A 24,414-nucleotide genomic window follows, 5' to 3' on the forward strand; every position below is an offset into this window, starting at 1 on the left:
GCTTCTCGCAAAGTTGAGCGCTCACGCTTATCGGCTGTAAATTTAAAGACAGACTCAGGGGTCTGTAGCTCAGTCGGTTAGAGCACCGTCTTGATAAGGCGGGGGTCGTTGGTTCGAATCCAACCAGACCCACCATTGTCTGGCGGTAGTACCCTGAAGTTCTCTGTACATGGGGGCATAGCTCAGCTGGGAGAGCACCTGCTTTGCAAGCAGGGGGTCGTCGGTTCGATCCCGTCTGCCTCCACCAATCTTCAATGGGAAGCGTTTGGATCACACGAAAGTGACGTGTGAGACGAGCATTTGTCATTGGCGATTGAGCCAGTCAGAGTGATATCAACAGATATCGGCTGTCGTTCTTTAACAATCTGGAAGAAGTAAGTAATTTGGATAGCGGAAGCGTCTTGAGATGGACGTGGAAACTATCCGGGTTGTGATTGTATCGATGTATCTCAAGATGATTCGAACTTCATTGTTCGGCTCAATTGGAATACGGCACAACGCGAGAACTCAACCTGTAGCGGCTGTCGAGAGACAGACTCGTTATAGGGTCAAGCGAACAAGTGCATGTGGTGGATGCCTTGGCGATCACAGGCGATGAAGGACGCGGTAGCCTGCGAAAAGCTACGGGGAGCTGGCAAACGAGCTTTGATCCGTAGATGTCCGAATGGGGAAACCCACTCCTTTTGGAGTATCCATGGCTGAATACATAGGCCATGCGAAGCGAACGCGGTGAACTGAAACATCTAAGTAACCGCAGGAAAAGAAATCAACCGAGATTCCCAAAGTAGTGGCGAGCGAAATGGGATGAGCCTTGCACTCTTTATTTGTATTGTTAGCCGAACGCTCTGGAAAGTGCGGCCATAGCAGGTGATAGCCCTGTAGGCGAAAACAGTATGAAAGAACTAGGTGTGCGACAAGTAGGGCGGGACACGTGAAATCCTGTCTGAAGATGGGGGGACCATCCTCCAAGGCTAAATACTCGTGATCGACCGATAGTGAACCAGTACCGTGAGGGAAAGGCGAAAAGAACCCCGGGAGGGGAGTGAAATAGATCCTGAAACCGCATGCATACAAACAGTCGGAGCCTCGTAAGGGGTGACGGCGTACCTTTTGTATAATGGGTCAGCGACTTACGTTCAGTAGCAAGCTTAACCGTATAGGGCAGGCGTAGCGAAAGCGAGTCCGAATAGGGCGTTCAGTTGCTGGGCGTAGACCCGAAACCAGGTGATCTATCCATGGCCAGGATGAAGGTGCGGTAACACGTACTGGAGGTCCGAACCCACTAACGTTGAAAAGTTAGGGGATGAGCTGTGGATAGGGGTGAAAGGCTAAACAAACCTGGAAATAGCTGGTTCTCTCCGAAAACTATTTAGGTAGTGCCTCGTGTCTCACCTTCGGGGGTAGAGCACTGTCATGGTTGGGGGGTCTATTGCAGATTACCCCGCCATAGCAAACTCCGAATACCGAAGAGTGCAATCACGGGAGACAGACATCGGGTGCTAACGTCCGGTGTCAAGAGGGAAACAACCCAGACCGCCAGCTAAGGTCCCCAAATATAGCTAAGTGGGAAACGAAGTGGGAAGGCTAAAACAGTCAGGAGGTTGGCTTAGAAGCAGCCACCCTTTAAAGAAAGCGTAATAGCTCACTGATCGAGTCGTCCTGCGCGGAAGATGTAACGGGGCTAAGCTATATACCGAAGCTGCGGATGCGTGCTTAGCACGCATGGTAGGAGAGCGTTCCGTAAGCCTGCGAAGGTGCCTTGTAAAGGGTGCTGGAGGTATCGGAAGTGCGAATGCTGACATGAGTAGCGATAAAGGGGGTGAAAGGCCCCCTCGCCGTAAGCCCAAGGTTTCCTACGCAACGTTCATCGGCGTAGGGTGAGTCGGCCCCTAAGGCGAGGCAGAAATGCGTAGCTGATGGGAAGCAGGTCAATATTCCTGCACCATTGTTAGATGCGATGGGGGGACGGATCGCGGAAGGTTGTCCGGGTGTTGGAAGTCCCGGTCGCTGCATTGGAGAAGGCACTTAGGCAAATCCGGGTGCGCAATTCAAGGGTGTGGCGCGAGCTCCTTCGGGAGCGAAGCAATTGGAAGTGGTTCCAAGAAAAGCCTCTAAGCTTCAGTCTAACGATGACCGTACCGCAAACCGACACAGGTGGGCGAGATGAGTATTCTAAGGCGCTTGAGAGAACTCGGGAGAAGGAACTCGGCAAATTGGTACCGTAACTTCGGGATAAGGTACGCCCTTGTAGCTTGACTGGCCTGCGCCAGGAGGGTGAAGGGGTTGCAATAAACTGGTGGCTGCGACTGTTTAATAAAAACACAGCACTCTGCAAACACGAAAGTGGACGTATAGGGTGTGACGCCTGCCCGGTGCCGGAAGATTAAATGATGGGGTGCAAGCTCTTGATTGAAGTCCCGGTAAACGGCGGCCGTAACTATAACGGTCCTAAGGTAGCGAAATTCCTTGTCGGGTAAGTTCCGACCTGCACGAATGGCGTAACGATGGCCACACTGTCTCCTCCCGAGACTCAGCGAAGTTGAAGTGTTTGTGATGATGCAATCTACCCGCGGCTAGACGGAAAGACCCCATGAACCTTTACTGTAGCTTTGCATTGGACTTTGAACCGATCTGTGTAGGATAGGTGGGAGGCTATGAAACCGGAACGCTAGTTTCGGTGGAGCCGTCCTTGAAATACCACCCTGGTTTGTTTGAGGTTCTAACCTTGGCCCGTGATCCGGGTCGGGGACAGTGCATGGTAGGCAGTTTGACTGGGGCGGTCTCCTCCCAAAGCGTAACGGAGGAGTACGAAGGTACGCTAGGTACGGTCGGAAATCGTGCTGATAGTGCAATGGCATAAGCGTGCTTAACTGCGAGACCGACAAGTCGAGCAGGTGCGAAAGCAGGTCATAGTGATCCGGTGGTTCTGTATGGAAGGGCCATCGCTCAACGGATAAAAGGTACTCTGGGGATAACAGGCTGATACCGCCCAAGAGTTCATATCGACGGCGGTGTTTGGCACCTCGATGTCGGCTCATCTCATCCTGGGGCTGTAGCCGGTCCCAAGGGTATGGCTGTTCGCCATTTAAAGAGGTACGTGAGCTGGGTTTAAAACGTCGTGAGACAGTTTGGTCCCTATCTGCCGTGGGCGTTGGATATTTGAAGGGGGCTGCTCCTAGTACGAGAGGACCGGAGTGGACGAACCTCTGGTGTACCGGTTGTCACGCCAGTGGCATCGCCGGGTAGCTATGTTCGGAAGAGATAACCGCTGAAAGCATCTAAGCGGGAAACTCGCCTTAAGATGAGATATCCCTGGGGACTAGATCCCCTTGAAGGGTCGTTCGAGACCAGGACGTTGATAGGTCAGGTGTGTAAGCGCAGTAATGCGTTCAGCTAACTGATACTAATTGCCCGTAAGGCTTGATCCTATAACAAGTCTGTCTCGCGCTGAGAACAGCGCGTCGGACTGGTTGGATTCTCGTGTGTGATACACACAACTCAAAATTACTGCTTCTTCCCGGATTGGTTGTGCTGCCAAGCCAGCGCAACAACCCTCTTTGCCTGATGACCATAGCGAGTCGGTCCCACCCCTTCCCATCCCGAACAGGACCGTGAAACGACTCTACGCCGATGATAGTGCGGATTCCCGTGTGAAAGTAGGTAATCGTCAGGCTCCCTAAGCCAGAAACCCCCGCCCGAAAGGCGGGGGTTTTTGCATTTCGGCGGCGGAAATGCATGCAGCAGCATCCTGCAGATGCGCCAGGACATTGCCACCGACGCGGATCTGGCCCGTTAGCCGGGGAAGACGTTTCAGTGGTCGCGTTGCTGACCCGCAACCCGAGCGCGCTTGACGCGCGGCTGCCGCCGGAGTTGTTCCGCGCCCGTCGCAATACCCTGGTCTACCTGCGCTATATCCGCAGGGCCGGATCGACGCTCAAACCGTGATCCGCAGGATCGGAAAGAACCTGCCCGGAACGACGCTCGATTCCTTTTCGCCTATTTTTTCCGCCCCGAGCGTCAGATAGAACGGAACCGCATTGGGGTCCGCTTCGATCACGAAGCTCCTTATCCCTCTCGCGGCGCTTTCCCTGCGAACCTCTTCCCAAAGTGCACGGGCAACACCCCGACCCATGTGGTCGGGATGGATGAACAGCCATCCGGGCGTCGGGCGATCCGACTTCGATGACGCCCTGACCCAGAACCCGATGATCGCCTCGCGGGATTCCGCGACGTAACCGATCGAACCGTCGATCGTCTCCGGCGCAATCGTGAGATCGCGCTGCCACAGGTCGAGCCAGTCCTTCGGATAGCCCCAATGTACCTTCGAAATGCGGGCCAGTCGCGTGAGTGCTTCCGCATCCGCAGTACGGGCCGCGCGAATGGTAAATGGCGCGTGCATCTCGTCTCCTGTCATGGCGGGCATCTCCGCCGGCGCATCGCTCGCGCTCGCATCGACTCACCCTGCGTTCACTGTTCGCCGGCTCGACGGAAGATCGAGTGATACCGTTCAAACGCACGCTCACACGCACGCGGCTACACGATCTGCGATGCATGCCCGGCGACGACGCGCCAGCCGGCGGGCGATCGGCGCCACAGCCGAGTATAGGCAAACACGCCGTCGAACGCCGTGCCGTCGAATTGGCCGGCGAGTACCGCCTTCGTCGTGGTCAGGATCATCTCGTCGATCGCGTATGCATGCATTTCCTGCACATCGAGTTTGTCGAGACGCAGAAGCTTCGCACGATGCGCGGCCAGGTCGTCTTCCTTCGAGATGATCTGGCCGGTCGGAACGGTGAACACCAGATCGTCGTCCAGCAACGCATCGAGCGCGTCGACGTCGTTGGCCAGCATCGCGGCACGCAGCGCGGCTTCGCACGGCTCGATCGTTGTACGAATTGCATCCATTCAAGGGCCTCGCATCGTTTCTGAAGGGGCGCCGCTCATACCGGCGACCAATAGCAGCAAGCAACGTACCGCGCCGATGGGGCGCGCCTATCGCGCGTTCGACAGCGACTGCCGACGGACCAGTATCAACCCGCAGATGCCGATCGACGCGAGGACATTCACGACCGGATAGAACGCGACCGCGACATTCCATGTGCTCAATGCCAGCAACGCGAGCGCGTACTTGAGCACGCACAGCGCGAAATACGCGAGGCTCTCGCTCCATGGATCGTGGATCGTCTTGCGGACGGTCGGGCCGAGGCCGGCAAGCTCGATCAGCGTCACCATGCAGATCGAGATCGTCGGATCGTCGGTCAGCAGCCACAGCGGGATGGCCGATAGAGCGGCGACCAGAAAAAACCAGTCGACGCGCGTCCAGCCGCGTTCGCCGCGAAAGATGCTGGCCACAAGCGTCAGAAAGCATGTCACCGCAATCGCCGCCGTGCACCACGCGGACGGCCCAGCCCCCGCGACGAACTGGCCGGCGGCCGCGATCGCCGTGACGAGCGACCACACGAGCCAGGTGAACAGATGCGGACGAACGGTGCGCCGGTAGATCGCGAGCGCGTACGGAATCGCAGCCAGCAACGACACGGCCGTTCCGATCGCGCCGAAGATCGAAGCGGCGCCCTGATCGACATTCGTCATCGACGCCTCCTTGTTCGCCCACGCCCACATCCACGCCGACCAGTATGTGTCCGGACGCGCCGGGGCGCAACGTCGTGCCGACCGCATGTCGCCGCAGGTTTCACGTTGCACGGCACCGGCACGCCGAAGCAGTCGCACGCAAACAAACGGCACCGTGAGCGCGATGTGGCAGGCAAACCCACTGCACGACTGCCGGATGAATAGAAATAACCTCTTCAATGACAAGAAAAACTGTTCTTTCAAATCTCTTTTTGATGACCGACAGTTTGCCGACCGCACGACGCGGCGATTCGCGGCGGTCATCGGCATCGGTCGTGCCCGCCGGCGTCTTGCGTCGGTCGAGTTCAGGCGGAGAACAACGCACACACGCCTGTCGCCAAAACGGAGTCTTGAATGAACCCAACTTCAGCAGAAAACCATCGGCACGCGGACTGGAGACGTCTCGCGACACAAGTGGTTCCGAGAACGCTTGCGCATATCGGCGGCCGTAGCGTGCCGGCGCGAAGCGGGCGGACGTTCGCCGCGATCAATCCGGCCACCGAGGCCGTCATCGCGGAAGTCGCGTCGTGCGATGCACCGGACGTCGACGATGCAGTGCGCGCCGCGCGTAGCGCATTCGAATCCGGCGTCTGGTCGCGCTGTGCGCCGGCGGAACGCAAGCGTGTGCTTTGCCGGCTCGGCGAACTCATCGCATCGCACGGTGCGGAGCTCGCGCTGCTCGACTCGCTCAACATGGGCAAGCGTGTGGCGGATGCGTTCAGCATCGACGTGCCGGCCGCGGGCGGCCTGTTCAGTTGGTACGGCGAAGCCGTCGACAAGCTGCATGGCGAAGTCGCGTCGACCGACCCCGGCAATCTCGCGGTCGTCACGCGCGAACCGCTAGGCGTCGTTGGCGCCGTGGTGCCGTGGAATTTTCCGCTCGACATGGTTGCGTGGAAGGTGGCGCCGGCGCTCGCGGCCGGCAACAGCGTCGTGCTGAAGCCGGCGGAACAAGCGCCGCTGTCCGCGTTGCGTGTCGCCGAGCTGGCGCTCGAAGCGGGCCTGCCGCCGGGCGTGCTGAACGTCGTGCCGGGTTACGGCGAGACCGCCGGGCGCGCACTCGGGCTGCATCCCGACGTGGACGTGCTCGCCTTCACGGGATCGACGAGCGTCGGCAAGAAATTCCTCGAGTATGCCGCGCAGTCGAACATGAAGCAGGTGTGGCTCGAGTGCGGCGGCAAGAGCCCGAATCTCGTCTTCGACGATACGGACGATCTCGACCTGGCCGCACGCAAGGCGTGCTTCGGCATTTTCTTCAACCAGGGCGAAGTGTGTTCCGCCAACTCGCGGCTGCTGGTTCAGCGCTCGATTCACGATGCGTTCGTCGACCGGCTGATCGCACATGCCGCCGCGTTCATGCCGGGCGATCCGCTCGATCCGTCGAGCGGGATGGGCGCCATCGTCGACGAGCAGCAGCATCGGCGCGTGCGCGAATGGATCGCGCGCGGTCGAGACAGCGCCACGCTCGCGATCGGCGGAGGCGCGCCGCGCGTCGACGGCAAGGGCTATTTCATCGAGCCGACGATCTTCATCGACGTGAAGCACGACGACGCCATCGCCCGCGAGGAGATCTTCGGGCCGGTGCTGTCGGTGATGGCATTCGAAACCGAGGACGACGCAGTCCGGCTCGCGAACGACTCGATCTACGGCCTTGCCGCGTCGGTGTGGACCGGCAACCTGTCGCGCGCGCATCGTGTGTCGGGCCGGCTGCGCGCGGGCACGGTTTCCGTCAATACGGTCGATGCGCTGAGCGCGCAGACGCCGTTCGGCGGATTCCGCCAGTCGGGCTTCGGACGCGATCTTTCGCTGCATGCGATCGACAAGTACACGGGCCTCAAGACGACCTGGATCAGCTATTGATTCGACGCGGCATGCCGCAAGCGGCTGCGCCGCGCAGCACGGCAACGCTTTTTATCCGCTAAACCTCAAAACCGTAAAACCTCAAAAACGAACCGGAGACTCGCCCATGAATGCGCCCAATTTTCCGCATCGCACGACGCAGGACTATCAACGCAGCGACGCCGCGCATCACCTGCATGCGTTCGTCGACCAGAAGGCGCTGAATGAGGAAGGCGCGCGCGTGATGGTGCGCGGCGAAGGTGTCCATCTATGGGACAACGACGGCAACCGCTATCTGGACGGCATGTCCGGGCTGTGGTGCACCAACGTCGGCTACGGCCGGCCGGAGCTCATCGACGCCGCCGCGCGCCAGATGAAGGAACTGTCCTACTACAACATGTTCTTTCATACGACGCACCCGTCGGTGATCGAACTGTCGGAGCGCCTGTTCGCGCTGCTGGGCAATCGCTTCAGTCACGTGGTGTATACCAATTCGGGATCCGAATCGAACGAGGTGCTGATTCGCACCGTGCGGCGGTTCTGGGACGTGATGGGCAAGCCGCAGAAGAAGGTGCTGATCGGCCGCGTGAACGGCTATCACGGATCGACGGTGGGCAGCGCGTCGCTGGGCGGCATGGCGTTCATGCACGAAATGGGCGATCTGCCGATTCCGAACGTCACGCACGTGGACGAACCGTACTGGTACGCGAACGGCGGCGACCTGAGCCCCGAGGCATTCGGCAAGCAGGCGGCGTTGTCGCTCGAGCGCAAGATTCTCGAGATCGGCGCGGAGCGCGTCGCCGCGTTCGTCGCGGAACCGTTCCAGGGGGCGGGCGGGATGATCTTTCCGCCGGACGGCTACTGGCAGGAGATCGAGCGTATCTGTCGTCAGTACGACGTGCTGCTCTGCGCGGACGAAGTGATCGGCGGGTTCGGCCGTACCGGCGAGTGGTTCGCACACCGCCACTTCGGCTTCGAACCGGACCTGATCTGCATGGCCAAGGGGCTGACTTCGGGCTATGTGCCGATGGGCGGGCTGATCATGAGCCGGCGCGTCGGCGATGCACTCGTCGACAAGGGCGGTGTCTACGCGCACGGACTGACCTATTCGGGGCACCCGGTCGCGGCCGCCGTCGCGCTGGCCAACCTCGACGTGCTCGAACGAGAGGGGCTCGTCGAGCGGACGAAGACCGATACGGGCCCGTATTTGCAGAAGGCGCTGCGCGACGCGTTCGACGGCCATCCGCTCGTCGGCGAGATCCAGGGCGTGGGCGCGGTCGGCGCGATCCAGTTCGCGAAGAACAAGGCGACGCGCGAGCGTTTTGCGAACGAGGCCGACCTGACCTGGCACAGCCGGACGGTCGGGTTCGAGCTCGGGGCGATCGTGCGTTCGACGAACGGCCGCCTGATCGTTGCGCCGCCGCTGGTGATCGATCACGCGCAGATCGACGAACTGGTCGACACGATGCGCAAGGCCGTGGATGCCACCGCGCGCGAAGTGCTCGGAATCGACTGCTGACGAGTTGAGCAACGCGCTTCCGACCGGCTATGGTCAGACGGGCGGGAGCGCATCGAAGCACGGAGTCGGCTTCAGCGTCGGGTCGCCCGTGTGTAGCCGCCGGAGCGGCTATCCGAACGGTTGAAGATCGGGCGTACAGCATGGCAGTCCGGTGAATCGACGTGATGACGTCCGTTGGTTAATGAGGAATACGAATGTTGTAACCGGTTTGGTACACGATACGCGATCCGCGTGGGCCACGCATTCCGCTTCATCCTTCAACTGCCGAACCCTCGCACACCACAACAGAAACAAGGAGACGAAATGAGTCAGGGCGAGTCCATTGCTCATCTCGAGGAAAGCACCATCCAGCCGATTCCGCTGACCGAACGGCATGGCAGCGCGAAAGACCTGTTCACGATCTGGTTCGGGTCGAACATCATGATGCTGACGATCGTCACCGGATCGCTCGCGACCACGGTGTTCAAGCAGCCGTTCTGGTGGGCCGCACTCGCCACGCTCGTCGGCAGCCTGATCGGCGCGGTCTTCATGGCGCTGCATTCCGCGCAAGGGCCGCAACTCGGCGTACCGCAGATGATTCAGACCCGCGGGCAGTTCGGGTCGTTCGGCGCGCTGCTCGTGGTGGCGCTGGTGGTCGTGATGTATGTCGGCTTCTTCGCGTCGAACTGCGTGTTCGGCGGGCAGGCGCTGCACAGCCTGAGCGCCGCCATTCCGCTCGACGCGGGCGTCGTGGTGATCGGCCTGATCAGCCTGCTCGGCTCGATCTACGGCTACAAGCTGATTCACGCGTATGCGCGACTGCTGAGCTGGTGCTCGGGCAGCGTGCTCGTGCTGGCATTCGTGTGGATCATTTTCGTGCACGGATTGCCCGCCGATACGTTCTCGAAGCATTCGCTGAATGTGTCGGGCTTCCTCGGCGCGATGTCGGTGGCCGCGTTGTGGCAGATCGCGTATGCGCCTTACGTGTCGGACTATTCGCGCTACCTGCCGCCCGATACGGGGCCGCGCACGGCGTTCTGGTCGAGTTACTGGGGCTGTGTGCTCGGCTCGTTCTTCCCGATGCTGCTCGGCTGCCTGGTGGGCCTCGCGACGCCTGACGGCAATGTCGTGAGCGGCCTCACCGGCCTCACGCAAGGCATCAGCGTGCTCGTGATCGTCGTGCTGTCGTTCGGCATCGCGGCCAGCAATGCGATGGAACTGTATTGCGGCGCGCTGTCGGCGATCACCGTGCTGCAGACGCTCTTTCCGTCGTGGTCGGGCAAGGCGCGTGCGCGGGCAATCACCGCGATCGTCCTGTGCGGCATCGCGCTCGCGATCGCGCTGTTCGGGCAGCACGATTTCCTTGCCGGCTACACGAACTTCATCCTGCTGCTGCTGTACGTGCTCGTGCCGTGGACCGCGATCAACCTCGTCGACTATTACCTCGTGTGTCACGGCGAGTACGACGTAGATTCGTTCTTCCGGCAGGACGGCGGCATCTACGGGCGCTTCAATACGATCGCGGTCGGCTCGTATTTCATCGGCATCGTCGCGCAGGCGCCGTTCATGGCGACCGATCTCTATACGGGCGAACTGGCGAGCCGGCTCGGCGGCGCGGACGTGTCGTGGATCGTCGGTCTCTCGCTGACGTCGCTCGTCTATTACGCGGGCTGCAAGCTGTTCTCGCGGCCGCTGCACGATGTCGCCGCGAGCGTCGACGGGGTTTCCCGGTGAGTACGTGTCACGTTACGGCGCGAATGCCCGCAGGCGTTCGGCGTGGGCTTCGCGTCCGTCGAGGCCGACGGCGTGGCTGAGCGTGCCGGCGCGAACCTGTTTCGCGTCGGCCGTGAGCTTGTGCGGCAGCGTCGTGCTCGCGGTGCGATCGGCCGCGGCCGCATCGACGCCACGCGCCGTCAACGTTCGTCCAGCGTTTGTCGTCGTCTACGGATCGCCGACGGCAGTCGATAGATCGCAGCGTATCAGCGACGCGTGACGGCGTTGCTGCATCACCGGTATCCCGGCGAGTGCCGGTGCGTCATCCGCTCGCGCCGCCCGGCTCGCCCTCCGCCGCATGCACGTCCTTCCGGAATGCGCCGGGGCTCGTCCCCGTCCATTTCCGGAACGCGCGATGAAACGCGCTCGGCTCGGTGAAGCCGAGCTCCGTCGCGATTTCCGCGACGCTGAGCGCGTGCCCGCGCAGCAGCGACTGCGCGAGCGCGCCGCGCAATTCGTCCTTGATGGCCGCGAAGCTCTGCCCTTCGCTGCGCAAGCGCCGCCGCAGCGTCGCGGGCGTCGTGCCGAGCCGCACGGCCAGCGTGTCGAAGTCGGGCCACTCGGCGGCCGGCAGCGTCTTCAGTTGCGCGCGCGTCTTCGCGACCCAGCCCGTATCGTGCCGGTAGCGGACGAGCAGGTTGCCGGGCGCGCCGCGCAGGAAGGTCTTCAGCGCCTGCTCGGAGCGGATCGTCGGCAGCGCGAGGTACGCGGCGTTGAACGCGAGCCGGCTGTCGGGCCGGTCGAAATGCACGGGCACGCCGAAGAACTGGTGATAGTCGCTGCGCTGGTCGGGGCTCGGGCACGCGAAGTCGATGCGCTGCAGCGGGATGCGCCGGCCGATCAGCCAGCAGGCGACACCAAGCAGGATCAGCCAGAACGTCCGGTACGCGAACGCCGGGTAGGGCGCGCCCGTCTGCGTCAGCACGATCTGCGCCTGCCCGTCGGCTACGACGAGCTCGCCGTGCGGCTCGTCCAGCACCACGCGCAGGAATTTCAGTGCCCGCCGCAGTGCCTTGTCGAGCGTGCCCGCGTGCAGCACCGCATGGCACAGCAGCGTGAAGCTGCCGCGCCGCATCGGGCGCGCGGCGAGCCCGAAGAATTCGTCGTCGAGGGTGCCGGCGATCGCGAGCCACAGCCGGCCGTACTGCTGCGGCGTGACAGGCTCGCGCACGGCGGCCGGCAGGCCGGCGGCGTGCAGCACCGGCGCCGTCGGGATGCGTTGGCGGCGCAGGCACGCGAGCGCGTCGTCGACGAAATCCGGCGAAATCATCTGCGGCCCCATTTTCCTGCGTCCTCCCGACATGGCAAAAGCGATCACGATTCTAGATTCTGTTTGTCATTGATTGCAATGTGCGGGCTGTCTACTATCGATGTATCCCCCGTCGCGCCCCTGGCTCGCCGGCGGCCATAACGCACAGGAGACACGCATGCCTGATGGAGCTACCGCCCGGGCGGTGCCGGCCTACGCCGACGCCGTGGCCCGATTCAGTATCGAGACCGCCGCACGGCAACTGCACGGCGACCTGGAGCGCGGCCTGAACGCGTGCGTGGAGTGCTGCGACCGCCACGCATCGGCGGACGCGATCGCGCTCGACTGGATCGACGCCGGCGGGCAGCACCGCAGCTACACGTTCGCGCAGATGAAGGCGCTGTCGGCGCGCGTCGCGAACCTGCTGGTCGCGCAGGGCGTCAAGCCGGGCGACGTGGTGGCGGGCCTGTTGCCGCGCACGCCCGAACTCGTGGCGACGATCCTCGGCACGTGGCGCGCCGGCGCCGTCTATCAGCCGTTGTTTACCGCGTTCGGCCCGAAAGCGATCGAGCACCGGCTGCGCATGAGCGACGCGCGCCTGGTCGTGACCAACGTCGCGAATCGCGCGAAGCTCGACGACGTCGCCGATTGCCCGCCCGTTGCGACGGTGCGCGAGCCGGACGAGACGCTTCACGAACGCGACGTCGATTTCCGCGCGGCGCTCGATGCGCAGCCCGACTCGTTCGAGCCGGTGCTGCGCAAGGGGACCGACCTGTTCATGATGATGTCGACGTCGGGCACGACGGGTTTGCCGAAGGGCGTGCCGGTGCCGCTGCGCGCGCTGCTCGCGTTCAGCGCCTATATGCGGGAAGCGGTGGACCTGCGTGCGGACGACCGGTTCTGGAACATCGCCGACCCGGGCTGGGCGTACGGTCTCTATTACGCGATCACGGGCCCGCTGGTGCTCGGCCATGCGACGACGCTGTACGAAGGCGGTTTCACGGTCGACAGTACGTACGACGTGATCGAACGGCTCGGCATCACGAGCCTCGCGGGCTCGCCGACCGCCTTCCGGATGCTGATGGCGGCCGGGACGGAAGCGGCGGCGCGACTGAAGGGCAAGCTGCGCGTGGTCAGCAGCGCGGGCGAACCGCTGAATCCGGAAGTCGTGCGCTGGTTCGACGCGGCGCTCGGCGCGCCGATCCACGACCACTATGGCCAGACCGAACTCGGGATGGTCGTGAACAATCACCACGGCCTCGCGCATGCGGTCCACGTCGGTTCGGCCGGCTTCGCGATGCCCGGCTACCGCGTCGCGGTGCTCGACGAAGCGGGCCGCGAGCTCGGCCCCGGCGAGCCCGGCAATCTCGCGATCGACATCGCCCGTTCGCCGCTGCTGTGGTTCCACGGCTACTGGCAGCAGGACACGCCGGCGATCGCGGGCGGCTATTACCGGACCGGCGACAACGTCGAGCTGGAGCCGGACGGCGCCGTGAGCTTCATCGGCCGCGCGGACGACGTAATCACGTCGTCCGGCTACCGGATCGGCCCGTTCGACGTGGAAAGTGCGCTGATCGAGCATCCGGCCGTGAGCGAGGCGGCGGTCATCGGCGTGCCGGACCCCGAGCGCACGGAGATCGTCAAGGCGTTCATCGTGCTGTCGAAAGATTACGACGGAACACCGGCGCTGGCCGACGAACTGAGCCTGCACGTGAAGCGGCGGCTGTCCGCTCACGCGTATCCGCGCGCGATCGACTTCGTCGACGCGCTACCGAAAACCCCGAGCGGCAAGATCCAGCGCTTCGTGTTGCGCAAGATGGAAGCCGAGAAGGCCGCTCAACCCTGAAGACAACCTGTACGGACTGCGAATGGATATCAAGGATCGCGTTTTTCTGATCACGGGCGCCGGTTCGGGCCTCGGCGCCGCGGTGGCGCGCATGGTGGTCGCGGAAGGCGGCAAGGCCGTGCTGCTGGACGTCAACGAAGAGGCGGGCGCGGGGCTTGCGCACGCACTTGGCGCGGCGGCGCGCTTCGTGAAGACCGACGTGACGAGCGAAGCCGACGGCCAGGCCGCCGTCGCCGCCGCGCGTGACGCGTTCGGCCGCATCGACGCGCTCGTCAACTGCGCGGGCGTCGCGCCGGGCGAGAAGGTGGTCGGCCGCGAGGGCCCGCACTCGCTCGAGCGCTTCGCGCGCGCTGTGTCGATCAATCTGGTCGGCACGTTCAACATGATCCGGCTGGCCGCCGAAGCGATGTCGAAGCAGGACGCCGATGCGGAAGGCGAGCGCGGCGTGATCGTCAACACCGCGTCGGTCGCGGCGTTCGACGGGCAGATCGGACAGGCCGCGTATGCGGCGTCGAAGAGCGGCGTGGTGGGCATGACGCTGCCGATCGCGCGCGAACTCGCGCGCTTCGGCATTCGCGTGGTGACGATCGCGCCGGGCATCTTCGCGACGCCGATGATGGCCGGCATGCCGCAGGACGTGCAGGACGCGCTCGGCAAGAGCGTGCCGTTCCCGCCGCGGCTCGGCCGCCCGGAGGAATTTGCGGCGCTGGTGCGCCACATCGCCGGGAACACGATGCTGAACGGCGAAGTCATCCGTCTCGATGGCGCGTTGCGCATGGCACCGCGCTGACACTGGAGGAAGCGAATCATGACGACTCAGGATCCGATCGTAATCGTTGGTATGGCGCGTACGCCGATGGGCGGTTTTCAGGGCGACCTGGCGGCAGCCAGCGCGAGCGACCTCGGCGCGGTGGCGATTCGCGCGGCGCTCGAGCGCGCGAACGTGCCGGCCGAGCGCATCGACGAAATCGTGTTCGGCTGCGTGCTGCCGGCGGGCCAGGGCCAGGCGCCGGCGCGGCAGGCCGCGCTGAAGGCCGGGCTGCCGCTCGCGGCGGGCGCGACCACGGTCAACAAGATGTGCGGCTCGGGGATGAAGGCCGCGATGTTCGCGCACGACCTGTTGCTGGCCGGTTCGGCGGGCGTGGCGGTCGCGGGCGGGATGGAGAGCATGACGAATGCGCCGTACCTGCTGCCGAAGGCGCGTGCGGGAATGCGGATGGGCCACGGGCAGGTGCTCGACCACATGTTCCTCGACGGGCTCGAGGACGCGTACGAGAAGGGCCGCCTGATGGGCACGTTCGCGGAGGATTGCGCGCAGGCGTACCAGTTCACGCGCGAGGCTCAGGATGCGTTCGCGATCGCGTCGCTGACGCGCGCGCAACGCGCGATCGCCGAAGGGCATTTCGTGTCGGAGATCGCGCCGGTGACCGTGAAGGCCGGCAAGACCGAAACGGTCGTGTCGATCGACGAACAGCCGGGCAAGGCGAAGCTCGACAAGATCCCGACGCTGAAGCCGGCGTTCCGCGACGGCGGCACGGTGACGGCCGCGAATGCGTCGTCGATCTCGGACGGTGCGGCCGCGCTCGTGATGATGCGCCGCTCGGAAGCCGAGCGCCTGGGTCTCACGCCGAAGGCGGTGATCGTCGGGCATTCGACCTACGCGGACAAGCCGGGCCTGTTCGCGACCGCGCCGATCGGCGCGCTGCGCAAGCTGTCGGAGAAAACCGGCTGGAACCTGCGCGACGTCGACCTGTTCGAGATCAACGAAGCGTTCGCGGTGGTGCCGATGGCCGCGATGCGCGATCTCGACCTACCGCACGAGAAGGTCAACGTGCACGGCGGCGCATGTGCGCTCGGCCATCCGATCGGCGCGTCGGGCGCACGCGTGATGGTGACGCTGCTGGCCGCGCTCGAAACGTACGGCATGAAGCGCGGCATCGCATCGCTGTGCATCGGCGGCGGCGAAGCGACGGCGATCGCGATCGAGCGCATCGCGTAACACGCAACACGCAACACGCAATCCGCGTGATGCGACGCATGCAACGGGTATCGCACGGGAAACCCCTGTGCGGTGCCCGTTTCCTTTTTGCCGGACCGCGTTGTCGCGCTAGTCGTGCGCGCGCGGCGACACCGCTCCACACGCACGAATCACGAGCTGCACGACCTGCTCGGTCTTCTCGTCGAACGCCTTCTGCGTGAGCGCGCGCTTGCCGCTCAGCGCGCGGATCTGCGCATCGAAATCCGCATAGTGCTGCGTGCTTGCCCAGATCAGGTACATCAGCGCATGCGCGTCGATCGGCGCGAGCAGCCCGCGCGCGATCCAGCCTTCGATCACCTTCACGCGCGTATCGAACCACGGCTTCACGCGTTCCGACAGGATGTCCTGCATGTGCTCCGCGCCGTGGATGATCTCGTTGGCCCAGACCTTCGAGCCGAGCGGGCGTCGCCGCGACAGCGCCATCTTCGCGCGGACGTACGCGCCGATCGCTACGACGGGATCGTCGTCGGCTTCGAACGAACCGGCCGCGCGATGCCAGTCCTCGAACAGGTCGTCGAGCACGCGGCGATACAACGCCAGCTTTGTCGGGAAGTAGTAATGCAGGTTGGCTTTCGGCAGGCCGGCGCGCTCCGCGATCATCGCGGTGCTCGCGCCGTCGAGCCCGCGTTCCGCGAACACGGCTTCCGCGCAGGCGAGCAGATGCGCTTCGTTGGACTCGCGGATGTGCGCCTTGCGTCGCCGCAAAGGCGCGGACGTTTCGTCGCTGTCGGTGGCTTCGGTCGCCGCCTCGTCATGTCTCATCGTTGCCCTCGCGCGGCGGTCGTGCCGCGTTGGGCTTCATTCTAGCCGCTGATCCGCATCGAACGCACGCGTGCGGATTTCACACAGGTATTGCGATGCTGCGTTGCGGTGGCACGTTTCTCGCTCCATTCGTTCACGCAAGAAAGAGATTGCTTTGGTCATTTTGATCGTCTAAAACCTGTCCAATCGGACAGGATTCGACGAGCGGCGGAAACCTTTCGGCACGATTCGTCGGACGAACCTCGCGAGTCTTCAGGGCATGCACCGCGCCGGGGCGGCGTTGCCCCGAAACGGGCAGCACACGCACCGGCACGGACCGGGCCGACGACATCACCGACCCCACAGGAGCGATACGAATGAACGCGGTATCGGAAACAGTGAAGCGGGCAGCTTTCGACACGTCGATCAAGGTCGACGGCAAGCGGTTGTGGGACAGCCTGATGGAAGTCGCGAAGATCGGCGCGACACCGAAGGGCGGCGTGTGTCGCCTCGCGCTGACCGATCTCGACAAGGCCGGCCGCGACCTGATCGTCGGCTGGGCGAAGGCCGCCGGCTGCACGGTGACGGTCGATACGATGGGCAACGTGTTCATGCGCCGCGCGGGCCGCGTGGCCGACGCGGCGCCGGTCGTCACGGGCTCGCACGCGGATTCGCAGCCGACGGGCGGGCGCTTCGACGGCATCTACGGCGTGCTCGGCGGCCTCGAGGTGATTCGCAGTCTCAACGATCACGGCATCGAGACCGAGCATCCGGTCGAGGTGGTGATCTGGACCAACGAGGAAGGCTCGCGCTTCGCGCCCGCGATGGTCGCCTCCGGCGTGTTCGCGGGCGTGTTCACGCTCGAGTACGGGCTGTCGCGCAAGGATGTGGACGGCAAGACGATCGGCGACGAACTCAAGCGCATCGGCTATGCGGGCGACGTGCCGTGCGGCGGCCGCAAGCTGCATGCGGCGTTCGAACTGCATATCGAGCAGGGGCCGATTCTGGAAGCCGAGTGCACGACGATCGGCGTGGTGACCGACGCGCAGGGGCAGCGCTGGTACGAGATCACCCTCACCGGGCAGGAAGCGCACGCGGGGCCGACGCCGATGCCGCGCCGCCGCGATGCGCTGCTCGGGGCGTCGCGCGTGGTCGATCTCGTCAACCGGATCGGCCTCGATCACGCGCCGTTCGGCTGCGCGACGGTCGGCATGATGCAGGTCCATCCGAACTCGCGCAACGTGATTCCCGGCCGCGTGTTCTTCACCGTCGATTTCCGTCACCCGGACGACGCCGTGCTCGCGAAGATGGACGCCGCGCTGCGCGACGGCGTTGCGCGCATCGCGGGCGAGATCGGGCTCGAAACGGAACTCGAGCAGATTTTCTACTACAAGCCGGTGGCGTTCGATCCCGCCTGCGTGGAAGCCGTGCGCGGCGCGGCCGATCGCTTCGGCTACTCGCACCGCGACATCGTATCGGGCGCGGGCCACGACGCGTGCTATCTCGCGCAGGTCGCGCCGACATCGATGGTGTTCGTGCCGTGTATCGACGGCATCAGCCACAACGAGATCGAGGACGCGACGCCCGCATGGATCGAGGCCGGCGCGAACGTGCTGCTGCACGCGATGCTGTCGCGCGCATGCGAACCGGTTTCATGACGCAAAGATCGTAGCAGCCGGCGGGCTGCGCATCGCCTGACCGTAGCATTCCTAAGAAAAACCGCCCCGACCGTGCATTCGCGGCCGGCGGGGACGGCTTTGTCTCCACCCAGTCGAAGGAACGCGTATGACCACCAAGCCTACCGGCGATATCGCCGCGCATCGCCTGTCGTCCACGCAACTCTCGTGCGAATTTTCCGATATCGCGCCGCTGCTCGATCCGACTGCCGCGGCGGCGGCCGCCAGCCGCTGTCACTACTGCTACGACGCGCCGTGCGTGCACGCGTGCCCCACGCAGATCGACATCCCGAGCTTCATCCGCAAGATCGGCAACGGCAACCTGAAGGGCGCCGCGACCGACATCCTGTCGGCGAATCCGCTCGGTGGGATGTGCGCCCGCGTGTGTCCGACCGAGATCCTGTGCGAAGGCGCGTGCGTGCGCAATCATCAGGATGCGCAGCCGGTGGCGATCGGCGCGCTGCAGCGGCATGCGACCGACTGGGCGATGGAGACCGGCGCGGTGCGCTTCACGCGCGCGCCCGACACGGGCCGCCACGTCGCGGTGGTGGGCGCGGGGCCGGCCGGGCTCGCGTGTGCGCACCGGCTCGCGCTCGCCGGGCACCGCGTGACGCTGTTCGACGCGCGCCCGAAGGCCGGCGGTCTCAACGAATACGGGATCGCCGCGTACAAGACCGTCGACGCGTTCGCGCAGCGTGAAGTCGAGTGGCTGCTGTCGGTCGGCGGCATCACGCTGAAGACCGGCGTCGCGCTGGGTCGCGACATCGCGCTCGATGCGCTGCGCGAGCAGCACGACGCGGTGTTTCTCGCGATGGGCCTCGGCGGTGTGCGTGCGCTTGGGATCGACGGCGAGCAACTGGCCGGCGTGATGAACGCGGTCGACTTCATCGCGCAGGTGCGGCAGGCAGACGCGCTGCAGAACGTGCCGGTCGGGCGGCGCGTGGTCGTGATCGGCGGCGGCAATACGGCCATCGATGCAGCCGTGCAGAGCCGCAAGCTCGGCGCAGAACGCGTGACGATAGTGTACCGGCGCGGCGTGGACGCGATGAGCGCGACGTGGGCCGAGCGCGAGTTCGCGCAGAAGAGCGGCGTCACGCTCGTCACGCACGCGAAGCCGGTGCGCATCGCGGGTGAAAGCGGGCAGGTGACGGGTGTCGAGTTCGAGTCGGCTTCGGGCGAGCGCTTCACCGTCGATGCGGACATGGTGCTGAAGGCGATCGGCCAGACGCTGACGCCGGACGGGGTCGACGCCGCGCTGCTGACGGCGGATGGCGCGCACATCGCGGTCGACGCGGACGGGCGTACCGCGTGGCCCGACGTGTGGGCCGGCGGCGACTGCGCGGCGACCGGCGGCATCGACCTCACGGTGCAGGCCGTGCAGGACGGCAAGCGCGCGGCCGCGTCGATCGACGCCGCGCTCGCGCAGCGCGACGCGAAGGCCGCGTGACGGCGCAGCGCGCGTCACGCGTCACGAACCCACCGAACACGATCCCACTCTCACGGAGCCGAACATGGCCGACCTTCGCTGCACCATCGCGGGCATCACTTCGCCGAACCCCTTCTGGCTCGCATCCGCGCCGCCGACCGACAAGGCCTACAACGTGAACCGTGCGTTCGAGGCGGGCTGGGGCGGGGTCGTGTGGAAGACGCTCGGGCTCGATCCGCACGTCGTCAACGTCAGCTCGCGCTACGGCGCCGTGCAGTGGAACGGCCAGCGCATCGCGGGGCTGAACAACATCGAGCTGATCACCGACCGTCCGCTCGACGTGAACCTGAAGGAGATCGCGCAGGTGAAGCGCGACTGGCCGGACCGCGCGCTGATCGTGTCGCTGATGGTGCCGTGCAACGAGCGCGACTGGAAATGGATCCTGCCGCTCGTCGAGGATACGGGCGCCGACGCGGTCGAGCTGAACTTCGGCTGCCCGCACGGGATGAGCGAGCGCGGGATGGGCGCGGCGGTCGGGCAGGTGCCCGAATACGTCGAGATGGTCACGCGCTGGGTGAAGGAAGGCACGAAGCTGCCGTGCCTCGTGAAGCTCACGCCGAACATCAGCGACATCCGGATGGGCTCGCGCGCCGCGTACAAGGGCGGCGCGGACGGCGTGTCGCTGATCAACACGATCAACTCGATCGTCGCGGTCGATCTCGACCAGATGGCGCCGATGCCGACGGTCGACGGCAAGGGCACGCATGGCGGCTATTGCGGCCCGGCGGTCAAGCCGATCGCATTGAACATGGTCGCGGAGATCGCGCGCGACCCGGAAACGCCGAACCTGCCGATCTCGGGTATCGGCGGCATCTCGTCGTGGCGCGATGCGGCCGAGTTCATGGTGCTCGGTGCCGGCAGCGTGCAGGTGTGCACCGCGGCGATGCATTACGGATTCCGGATCGTGTCGGATCTGGCCGACGGGCTGTCGAACTGGATGGACGAGAAGGGCTACGCGACGCTCGACGACATCCGCGGCCGCGCGGTGCCGAACGTGACCGACTGGAAATACCTGAACCTGAAGTACGACATCAAGGCGCGCATCGACCAGGATCGCTGCATCCAGTGCGGGCTGTGCCATATTGCATGCGAGGACACGTCGCACCAGGCGATCACGGCGACGAAGGACGGCGTGCGGCATTTCGAGGTGGTCGATTCCGAATGCGTCGGGTGCAATCTTTGCATGCATGTATGTCCGGTCGAGCAGTGCATCACGATGGAGCGTGTCGATTCGGGCGACTACGCGAACTGGACTACGCATCCGAACAATCCGGCGAGCGCGGACGCGGCGGCCGGTGCCGGTGCGGCGGCGCCCGACAAGCATGCGAAGCAGGCTGCCTGACCGGCGTCCGGCGGCGCGGGGCCTCCCGCGCCGCCGCCTTTCGTTCCACCCGGGCCGGCATCGCACGATGCCGGCGCCGGTGTTTTTCGTGGAGTGCGCTCGATGAATCACGCAGCGAATCCCGCCGATCCCGATAGCGCCGCGGCGCAGGGCGGCAGCCTGTACAACGACGACCTCGCGCCGACGACGCCGGCGCAGCGCACGTGGAAGTGGTATCACTTCGCGGCGCTGTGGGTCGGGATGGTGATGAACATCGCGTCGTACATGCTCGCGGCCGGGCTGATCCAGGAAGGCATGTCGCCGTGGCAGGCCGTGACGACCGTGCTGCTCGGCAACGTGATCGTGCTGGTGCCGATGCTGCTGATCGGCCATGCGGGCGCGAAGCACGGGATTCCGTACGCGGTGCTCGTGCGCGCGTCGTTCGGCACGCAGGGCGCAAAGCTGCCGGCGCTGCTGCGCGCGATCGTCGCATGCGGCTGGTACGGAATCCAGACCTGGCTCGGCGGCAGCGCGATCTACACGCTGCTGAACATCCTGACCGGCAACGCGCTGCACGGCGCCGCGCTGCCGGTCGTCGGCATCGGGGTCGGGCAGCTTGCGTGCTTCCTCGTGTTCTGGGCGCTGCAGCTCTACTTCATCTGGCACGGCACCGATTCGATCCGCTGGCTCGAGAGCTGGTCCGCGCCGATCAAGGTCGTGATGTGCGTGGCGCTCGTGTGGTGGGCGACGTCGAAGGCGGGCGGCTTCGGCACGATGCTGTCGGCGCCGTCGCAGTTCGCGGCGGGCGGCAAGAAGGCGGGGCTCTTCTGGGCGACCTTCTGGCCGGGCCTGACCGCGATGGTCGGGTTCTGGGCGACGCTCGCGCTGAACATTCCCGACTTCACGCGCTTCGCGCATTCGCAGCGCGACCAGATCATCGGCCAGTCGATCGGGTTGCCGCTGCCGATGGCGCTGCTGTCGGTGGTGTCGGTCGTCGTCACGTCGGCGACCGTCGTGATCTACGGCAACGCGATCTGGGATCCGATCGACCTGACGAGCCGGATGACCGGCATCGGCGTGGGCATCGCGCTCGTGATCCTCACGCTCGACACGATGTGCTGCAACCTCGCCGCGAACCTCGTCGGCCCGGCCTACGACTTCTCGAGCCTGTGGCCGAAGGCGATCTCGTACCGCACGGGCGGGATGATCACCGCGACGATCGCGATCGTGATGATGCCGTGGAAGATCCTCGCGACGACGGACGGCTACATCTTCACCTGGCTCGTCGGCTATTCGGCGCTGCTCGGGCCCGTGGCGGGCATCATGATGGTCGACTACTTCCTGATTCGCGGCACGCGGCTCGACTCGCGCGCGCTGTTCGACGAGCGCGGTGGCTTCAGTTATGCGCGCGGCTGGAACCCGGCCGCGCTGGCCGCGCTCGCGATCGGCGTGCTGCCGAACCTGCCCGGTTTCCTGCACACGGCCTTTCCGGCGTCGTTTCCGAACGTGCCGGCGTTCTTCAACACGCTCTACACGTACGCATGGTTCGTCGGCCTCGTGCTGGCGTCGTGCGTGTACGGCACCTGGATGAAGTGGCGCGCCGGCCCGCGCGCGCAGATCGCGAACGCATGACGCGCCGCACGCGTGCGAGGCAGGCGATGCGGCACCCGACAGTCAACGAGGAGGCAACGAAATGGCAATCCTGATTCGCGGCGGCACCGTGGTCGATGCGGACCGCTCCTATCGCGCGGACGTGCTCTGCGCAGCGCCGGAGGACGGCGGCACGATCCTGCAGATCGCCGAAAGGATCGACGCACCGGCCGGCGCGAGCGTCGTCGACGCGCACGACCAGTACGTGATGCCGGGCGGCATCGATCCGCATACGCACATGGAACTGCCGTTCATGGGCACGACCGCGAGCGACGATTTCTACTCGGGTACCGCTGCCGGGCTCGCGGGCGGCACGACGAGCATCATCGATTTCGTGATCCCGAGCCCGAAGCAGCCGCTGATGGACGCGTTCCACGCATGGCGCGGCTGGGCCGAGAAGGCGGCGGCCGACTACGGCTTCCACGTGGCCGTCACGTGGTGGGACGAGAGCGTGCATCGCGACATGGGCACGCTCGTGCGCGAGCACGGCGTGTCGAGCTTCAAGCACTTCATGGCGTACAAGAACGCGATCATGGCCGACGACGAGGTGCTCGTGAACAGCTTCTCGCGTGCGCTCGAACTCGGCGCGCTGCCGACCGTGCACGCGGAGAACGGCGAACTCGTGTTCCAGTTGCAGAAGGCGCTGCTCGCGCGCGGGATGACGGGGCCGGAGGCGCATCCGCTGTCGCGGCCGCCGGAGGTCGAAGGCGAGGCCGCGAACCGCGCGATCCGCATCGCGCAGGTGCTCGGCGTGCCCGTGTATATCGTGCACGTGTCCGCGAAGGATGCGGTCGATGCGATCGCACGCGCGCGCAGCGAAGGGCTGCGCGTGTTCGGCGAAGTGCTGCCGGGCCACCTGGTGATCGACGAGGCCGTCTATCGCGACCCGGACTGGACGCGTGCGGCCGCGCACGTGATGAGCCCGCCGTTTCGCTCGGCCGAGCATCGCGAGGCGCTGTGGCGCGGGCTGCAGGCGGGGCAGCTGCATACGACGGCGACCGACCACTGCGTGTTCTGCGCATCGCAGAAGGCGATGGGCCGCGACGATTTCACGAAGATCCCGAACGGCTGCGGCGGGGTCGAGGACCGCATGTCGGTGCTGTGGCATCACGGCGTGAATCACGGCCGCATCACGCCGAACGAGTTCGTGCGGATCACATCGACGAACGCCGCGCAGATCTTCAACCTGTATCCGCGCAAGGGCGCCGTGCAGGTGGGCGCCGATGCCGACCTCGTCGTATGGGACCCGGCCGCGACGAAGACGATCTCGGTGAAGACCCATCACCAGCAGGTCGATTTCAACGTGTTCGAAGGGATGACGGTGCAGGGCGTTGCGACGCATACGCTCACGCGCGGCGCCCTCGCGTGGGCCGACGGCGAATTGCGCGCGGTGCGCGGCGCGGGCCGCTACCTGAAGCGGCCGCCGGCGGCCAGCTACTACGAGGCCGCGCGGATCGCGAACCGGCTGCGCGAACCGCATCCGGTCGAGCGCGCCGGCTGAACGGAACGTGTCACGGGGCGTGTTCGTTCGCACGCCGCGCCCGGCGCGCGTTCGGACATCCCGTTGCGTTCACGGCGGCGGCCGGCCGGCGCGGGACGGCTTGCCCCGCAGGTGGCGGTCGTTCCCCGCTTGCGCATCTTCCTCGCATCCTGTCCGTCCGGTCAA

At 64.9% G+C, this 24,414-nt stretch carries 19 protein-coding genes, 2 tRNA genes and 2 rRNA genes; 17 read left to right on the forward strand and 6 right to left on the reverse strand.

Translation table 11 applies throughout. The features are described from left to right. Positions 1-58: 58 nt before the first annotated feature. From WJ16_RS16545 to WJ16_RS35430, 5 genes are all read left to right on the forward strand, one after another. Positions 59-135 (forward strand) — tRNA-Ile (locus WJ16_RS16545). A 36-nt stretch (positions 136-171) separates the two neighbouring features. Further along, positions 172-247: transfer RNA gene (locus WJ16_RS16550), tRNA-Ala, on the forward strand. Positions 248-546: 299 nt separating this feature from the next. Continuing rightward, positions 547-3,428, forward strand: a 23S ribosomal RNA gene (locus tag WJ16_RS16555). Between the two features lie 132 nt (positions 3,429-3,560). Further along, positions 3,561-3,673: ribosomal RNA gene (gene rrf / locus WJ16_RS16560) — 5S ribosomal RNA — on the forward strand. A 62-nt stretch (positions 3,674-3,735) separates the two neighbouring features. Continuing rightward, positions 3,736-3,945, forward strand: coding sequence for a hypothetical protein (locus WJ16_RS35430; protein WP_208607008.1), 210 nt, complete (start codon positions 3,736-3,738; stop codon positions 3,943-3,945). Here the strand turns inward: WJ16_RS35430 and WJ16_RS16565 are convergent. From WJ16_RS16565 to WJ16_RS16575, 3 genes are all read right to left on the reverse strand, one after another. Continuing rightward, positions 3,935-4,414, reverse strand: coding sequence for a GNAT family N-acetyltransferase (locus tag WJ16_RS16565; RefSeq protein ID WP_069258751.1), 480 nt, complete (start codon positions 4,412-4,414; stop codon positions 3,935-3,937). The genes WJ16_RS35430 and WJ16_RS16565 overlap by 11 nt on opposite strands. Before the next feature lie 119 nt (positions 4,415-4,533). Further along, positions 4,534-4,905 carry a nuclear transport factor 2 family protein gene (locus WJ16_RS16570; protein WP_069258181.1) on the reverse strand — a complete coding sequence of 124 codons (372 nt, stop codon included), beginning with the start codon at positions 4,903-4,905 and terminating at the stop codon, positions 4,534-4,536. A gap of 87 nt (positions 4,906-4,992) precedes the next feature. Next, positions 4,993-5,592 carry a hypothetical protein gene (locus tag WJ16_RS16575; protein WP_069258752.1) on the reverse strand — a complete coding sequence of 200 codons (600 nt, stop codon included), beginning with the start codon at positions 5,590-5,592 and terminating at the stop codon, positions 4,993-4,995. A gap of 10 nt (positions 5,593-5,602) precedes the next feature. Between WJ16_RS16575 and WJ16_RS34845 the strand changes: the two genes are divergently transcribed. From WJ16_RS34845 to WJ16_RS16590, 4 genes are all read left to right on the forward strand, one after another. Beyond that, on the forward strand, positions 5,603-5,989 hold the full coding sequence (locus WJ16_RS34845; RefSeq protein WP_157126786.1) for a hypothetical protein: 387 nt from the start codon (positions 5,603-5,605) through the stop codon (positions 5,987-5,989). Beyond that, positions 5,986-7,491 (forward strand): aldehyde dehydrogenase, encoded by a 1,506-nt coding sequence (locus WJ16_RS16580; protein WP_069258182.1) that lies wholly within the window; start codon positions 5,986-5,988, stop codon positions 7,489-7,491. Before WJ16_RS34845 ends, WJ16_RS16580 begins: the two co-directional genes overlap by 4 nt. 106 nt (positions 7,492-7,597) lie before the next feature. Next, the gene (locus WJ16_RS16585; protein ID WP_069258183.1) at positions 7,598-8,989 is read left to right on the forward strand and encodes an aspartate aminotransferase family protein; all 1,392 of its coding nucleotides are present in this window, start codon (positions 7,598-7,600) and stop codon (positions 8,987-8,989) included. A gap of 303 nt (positions 8,990-9,292) precedes the next feature. Then, positions 9,293-10,702, forward strand: a complete 1,410-nt coding sequence (locus WJ16_RS16590; protein WP_069258184.1) for a purine-cytosine permease family protein — start codon at positions 9,293-9,295, stop codon at positions 10,700-10,702. A gap of 12 nt (positions 10,703-10,714) precedes the next feature. Here WJ16_RS16590 and WJ16_RS34850 read toward each other — a convergent pair whose 3' ends face one another. Both WJ16_RS34850 and WJ16_RS16595 read right to left on the reverse strand, forming a co-directional pair. Continuing rightward, complete coding sequence (locus WJ16_RS34850) at positions 10,715-10,885, reverse strand: hypothetical protein (protein WP_157126787.1); 171 nt, start codon at positions 10,883-10,885, stop codon at positions 10,715-10,717. Positions 10,886-11,003: 118 nt separating this feature from the next. Continuing rightward, the gene (locus WJ16_RS16595; protein WP_069258185.1) at positions 11,004-12,023 is read right to left on the reverse strand and encodes an AraC family transcriptional regulator; all 1,020 of its coding nucleotides are present in this window, start codon (positions 12,021-12,023) and stop codon (positions 11,004-11,006) included. 145 nt (positions 12,024-12,168) lie between these two features. On the opposite strand from WJ16_RS16595, the gene WJ16_RS16600 reads away from it, so the two are divergent. Genes WJ16_RS16600 through WJ16_RS16610 form a run of 3 tightly spaced genes read left to right on the forward strand, consistent with a single transcriptional unit; the run spans position 12,169 to position 15,835 of the window. Next, entirely contained in the window at positions 12,169-13,836 is a 1,668-nt protein-coding gene (locus WJ16_RS16600) for an acyl-CoA synthetase (RefSeq protein ID WP_069258753.1), read from the forward strand. A 22-nt stretch (positions 13,837-13,858) separates the two neighbouring features. Next, positions 13,859-14,626, forward strand: a complete 768-nt coding sequence (locus WJ16_RS16605; protein ID WP_069258186.1) for a 3-hydroxyacyl-CoA dehydrogenase — start codon at positions 13,859-13,861, stop codon at positions 14,624-14,626. An 18-nt stretch (positions 14,627-14,644) separates the two neighbouring features. Continuing rightward, the gene (locus WJ16_RS16610) at positions 14,645-15,835 is read left to right on the forward strand and encodes an acetyl-CoA C-acetyltransferase (RefSeq protein ID WP_069258187.1); all 1,191 of its coding nucleotides are present in this window, start codon (positions 14,645-14,647) and stop codon (positions 15,833-15,835) included. A 108-nt stretch (positions 15,836-15,943) separates the two neighbouring features. On the opposite strand, the gene WJ16_RS16615 is transcribed toward WJ16_RS16610, so the two are convergent. Next, positions 15,944-16,636, reverse strand: a complete 693-nt coding sequence (locus WJ16_RS16615; protein WP_069258188.1) for a TetR/AcrR family transcriptional regulator — start codon at positions 16,634-16,636, stop codon at positions 15,944-15,946. Positions 16,637-16,992: 356 nt separating this feature from the next. Here WJ16_RS16615 and WJ16_RS16620 point away from each other — a divergent pair, with 356 nt between their 5' ends. The 5 genes from WJ16_RS16620 (at position 16,993) to hydA (ending at position 24,249) form a co-directional block, all read left to right on the forward strand. Further along, entirely contained in the window at positions 16,993-18,273 is a 1,281-nt protein-coding gene (locus tag WJ16_RS16620) for a Zn-dependent hydrolase (protein ID WP_069258189.1), read from the forward strand. Between the two features lie 127 nt (positions 18,274-18,400). Further along, positions 18,401-19,738: an NAD(P)-dependent oxidoreductase gene (locus tag WJ16_RS16625; protein WP_069258190.1), complete on the forward strand. Its 1,338-nt coding sequence runs from the start codon at positions 18,401-18,403 to the stop codon at positions 19,736-19,738. 64 nt (positions 19,739-19,802) lie between these two features. Then, positions 19,803-21,119, forward strand: a complete 1,317-nt coding sequence (preA, locus tag WJ16_RS16630) for an NAD-dependent dihydropyrimidine dehydrogenase subunit PreA (RefSeq protein WP_069258191.1) — start codon at positions 19,803-19,805, stop codon at positions 21,117-21,119. 102 nt (positions 21,120-21,221) lie between these two features. Further along, positions 21,222-22,730 carry an NCS1 family nucleobase:cation symporter-1 gene (locus WJ16_RS16635; protein ID WP_069258754.1) on the forward strand — a complete coding sequence of 503 codons (1,509 nt, stop codon included), beginning with the start codon at positions 21,222-21,224 and terminating at the stop codon, positions 22,728-22,730. A 61-nt stretch (positions 22,731-22,791) separates the two neighbouring features. Beyond that, entirely contained in the window at positions 22,792-24,249 is a 1,458-nt protein-coding gene (gene hydA, locus WJ16_RS16640; RefSeq protein ID WP_069258192.1) for a dihydropyrimidinase, read from the forward strand. Positions 24,250-24,414: the final 165 nt, after the last annotated feature.

Source organism: Burkholderia metallica (genome assembly GCF_001718555.1).
Classification (GTDB): Bacteria; Pseudomonadota; Gammaproteobacteria; order Burkholderiales; family Burkholderiaceae; genus Burkholderia; species Burkholderia metallica.